Source organism: Klenkia sp. PcliD-1-E (assembly GCF_024124375.1).
GTDB lineage: Bacteria > Actinomycetota > Actinomycetes > Mycobacteriales > Geodermatophilaceae > Klenkia.
The window spans coordinates 1-2,022 of record NZ_JAMXRZ010000233.1; the positions used below are offsets into that span (position 1 = coordinate 1).

1 protein-coding gene and 1 pseudogene are annotated in these 2,022 nt (G+C 79.1%); both read right to left on the reverse strand.

Annotated features, from left to right (window positions below; translation table 11 throughout):
- Nucleotides 1–35: 35 nt before the first annotated feature.
- Nucleotides 36–1,721: a murein biosynthesis integral membrane protein MurJ gene (gene murJ, locus NH342_RS22770; RefSeq protein ID WP_253018618.1), complete on the reverse strand. Its 1,686-nt coding sequence runs from the start codon at nt 1,719–1,721 to the stop codon at nt 36–38.
- 1 nt (nt 1,722) lies between these two features.
- Nucleotides 1,723–2,022, reverse strand: a pseudogene (locus NH342_RS22775) (hypothetical protein); the annotation flags it as partial.

Genomic DNA, 2,022 nt, shown 5'->3' on the forward strand with positions numbered 1-2,022 from the left:
GACCCGCCGGCCCGCCAGCTCCCCGTCCACCGCGCTCACCGGGCCTCCTCCGCCGTCCTGTGCTGGTCGCTGCCCCGCTGCGCCCGCGGCCCCGGGCCGTCGTCCGGGGTGGTCCGGCGGCCTCGCAGGCCCGCGAGGGCGGCGCGCAGGGGTCCGCGGGCGGTTCCCATGATGACCGCTGCGGCCACCACCAGGACGGCGACGCCGGCCAGCGCCCCGGTGCCGACGGCGGCGAGCACCCCGCCGGGGGGCACCGGATCGGCACCCAGGGCCCGGGCGACGAGCACCCCGGCCGCTCCCCCGGCCCCCGCACCGACCAGCGCCGGGACGCCCAGGCGCCCCAGGCCGGCCAGCGAGCCGGGCCCGGCGACGCGGGCGGTGACGAGCAGCAGGCCGGCCCCGGCGACGGTGGTGCCGACGGTGTGGCCGAGGGCGAGGGCGACGGCGCGGTCGTCGGCGGGCAGCAGGCCGGCGAGCACGAGGTCCGCGGCGACCGCGACCAGCCAGCCACCCGCGACGCACACCGTCGGGGACCGCCACAGCCCGCGGGCGTACAGCGCGCGGCTGAGCACCGCGACCAAGCCGTAGCCCAGCAGGCCGGGCACGAAGGCCACCACGGTGGGGGCGAGCAGCGCCGCGGCGTCCCGGTCGGTGGCGAAGAAGACCCGGGCCACCGGGCCGGCGACGGCGACCAGGACGGCGACGGCCACCGCGGACAGCGTGACCACGAGCGCGGTGACCGGGGCCAGCAGCCGGGCGAACCCGGCGACGTCGCCCTGCGCGGCCCGCTCGGACAGCCCGGGGTAGGCCGACGTGGCCAGCGGGACGGCGAGCGCGGCCCACGGCAGCAGGAACAGGGTCATGCCGGCGAAGTAGACGGTCTGCGAGCCGTCGGGCACCCCGCCGGCGTTGGCCAGCCGGATGGCGACGACGGCGACCAGCTGCTGCCCGAGCAGGGTGAGCACGCCGGCCAGGGCGAGCCGGCGCACCCGGGGTGCGGCACCGACAGGGAACCGCAGCCGAGGACGCAGCCCCAGCCGCAGCCCGCGCAGCGGGACCAGCAGGCAGCCGGCCAGCGCGACGACGCCGAGCGTGGTACCGATGCCGAGCACCAGCTCCGCCGGCCGGGACAGGTCCTCGACCGCCCGGCCGCCGCCGATGACCGCGAAGGTGAGGTAGGCGCCGGCCACCACCACCGAGGACAGCAGCGGGGCCAGGGCGGGGCCGGCGAACCGGCGGTGGGCCTGCAGGACGCCGGTGAGCACGATGCCGATGCCGTAGAGCACCACCTGGGGGGCGAACACCAGCAGGAACCGGGCGGCGAGCTCGGCCTTCGCCGGGTCGGCGGCGCCCGCGCCGAGCAGGGCCTCGGCGATCGGCCGGGCGGCCAGCGCGAGCAGTGCGGCCAGCGGCACGAGCACGACCAGCGTCCACCCCAGCAGCGCCGAGGCCGTCTCCCGCACCTGCTCCCGGTCCCCGGCTGCGATGCCCCCGGCCAGCATCGGCACCACGAGGCTGGCCAGCGCGCCGCCGGCGACCACCTCGAAGACGATGTTGGGCACGTTGTTGGCCGCGAGGTAGGTGTCGGCGGTGCTGCCGGCCCCGACGGTGTTGGTGAACACCACCGTGCGGCCGAACCCCGCGACCCGGGACAGCACGGTCAGCACCGCGATGAGCGCGGCGGCCCCGGCGACCCCCCGCACGGCCTGCTGCCGGGTCACCTCAGGCGGGGCGCCGGCCGAGCCGGTCGAGCTGGCGCAGGCCGGGGGTGGCCTCGATGACGCGGGTGAAGCTGACCTTCTCGCTGGCCAGGGTGAGCGCGGTGACCACCCCGAGGGCGGTGGCCCGGGTGCCGCGGGAGCGGACGGCGGCCAGCCGCAGGCCGAGGACGGCGCCCAGGGCGTTGGCGCCGCAGTCGCCGAGCATCACCCGTTCGCCGAGGTCGTCGGGCAGCACGGCCAGCGCGGCGCCGAGCGGGCCGGCGACGGCGGCGCCGGCGGGGCCGGCCAGCGTGGCACCGGC